The organism is Companilactobacillus nantensis DSM 16982 (genome assembly GCF_001435815.1).
GTDB classification, from domain to species: domain Bacteria; phylum Bacillota; class Bacilli; order Lactobacillales; family Lactobacillaceae; genus Companilactobacillus; species Companilactobacillus nantensis.
In genome coordinates, this window is record NZ_AZFV01000069.1 from 1 (window position 1) to 1,841 (window position 1,841).

Consider the following 1,841-nt stretch of genomic DNA (forward strand, 5'->3'; position numbering starts at 1 on the left):
AAAAATTATTTTAAAAAGTTCTTGACATTCATTTGTCAGCTTGATAAAATAATTAAGTCGCTGATGAGCGTAAGCGCTTAATCAGCTGGTAGACCTTTGAAAACTGAACAAAGTTTTAACACTAAAATTGTGTAGGCCAACATTAATTTGTTGGATTTACAACGAAGTCAATTCGCTAGTATTTAATATTTTTATGAGTCACAAACTTTTAATATGAGAGTTTGATCCTGGCTCAGGACGAACGCTGGCGGCATGCCTAATACATGCAAGTCGAACGAACTCTGGTGATGATTGAAGCTTGCTTCATGAATCACATTTGAGTGAGTGGCGGACGGGTGAGTAACACGTGGGTAACCTGCCCAAAAGTGGGGGATAACATCTGGAAACAGGTGCTAATACCGCATAACAACTACTTTCACATGATCGTAGTTTAAAAGATGGCTCTGCTATCGCTTTTGGATGGACCCGCGGCGTATTAGCTAGTTGGTGAGGTAAAGGCTCACCAAGGCAATGATACGTAGCCGACCTGAGAGGGTAATCGGCCACATTGGGACTGAGACACGGCCCAAACTCCTACGGGAGGCAGCAGTAGGGAATCTTCCACAATGGGCGAAAGCCTGATGGAGCAATGCCGCGTGAGTGAAGAAGGTTTTCGGATCGTAAAACTCTGTTGTTGAAGAAGAACATGCGTGAGAGTAACTGTTCACGTACTGACGGTATTCAACCAGAAAGCCACGGCTAACTACGTGCCAGCAGCCGCGGTAATACGTAGGTGGCAAGCGTTGTCCGGATTTATTGGGCGTAAAGAGAATGTAGGCGGTTTATTAAGTTTGAAGTGAAAGCCCTCGGCTCAACCGAGGAAGTGCTTCGAAAACTGGTAAACTTGAGTGCAGAAGAGGAAAGTGGAACTCCATGTGTAGCGGTGGAATGCGTAGATATATGGAAGAACACCAGTGGCGAAGGCGGCTTTCTGGTCTGTAACTGACGCTGAGATTCGAAAGCATGGGTAGCAAACAGGATTAGATACCCTGGTAGTCCATGCCGTAAACGATGAGTGCTAAGTGTTGGAGGGTTTCCGCCCTTCAGTGCTGCAGCTAACGCATTAAGCACTCCGCCTGGGGAGTACGATCGCAAGATTGAAACTCAAAGGAATTGACGGGGGCCCGCACAAGCGGTGGAGCATGTGGTTTAATTCGAAGCAACGCGAAGAACCTTACCAGGTCTTGACATACCATGAAAAGCTAAGAGATTAGTCTTTCCCTTCGGGGACATGGATACAGGTGGTGCATGGTTGTCGTCAGCTCGTGTCGTGAGATGTTGGGTTAAGTCCCGCAACGAGCGCAACCCTTATTATCAGTTGCCAGCATTCAGTTGGGCACTCTGGTGAGACTGCCGGTGACAAACCGGAGGAAGGTGGGGACGACGTCAAATCATCATGCCCCTTATGACCTGGGCTACACACGTGCTACAATGGTCGGTACAACGTGCTGCGAACTCGCGAGGGTAAGCAAATCACTTAAAACCGATCTCAGTTCGGATTGTAGGCTGCAACTCGCCTACATGAAGCTGGAATCGCTAGTAATCGCGGATCAGCATGCCGCGGTGAATACGTTCCCGGGCCTTGTACACACCGCCCGTCACACCATGAGAGTTTGTAACACCCAAAGCCGGTGGGGTAACCCTTCGGGGAGCTAGCCGTCTAAGGTGGGACAAATGATTAGGGTGAAGTCGTAACAAGGTAGCCGTAGGAGAACCTGCGGCTGGATCACCTCCTTTCTAAGGATATGATGCGTAAGCATCAACGGAAATACACAATTGTTAAAACTTTGTTTAGTTTTGAG

1 rRNA gene is annotated in these 1,841 nt (G+C 47.9%); it reads left to right on the forward strand.

From position 1 onward, the window contains the following. Positions 1-209 precede the first annotated feature (209 nt). A 16S ribosomal RNA gene (locus FD31_RS13705) occupies positions 210-1,776 on the forward strand. The last annotated feature ends 65 nt before the right edge of the window (positions 1,777-1,841 follow it).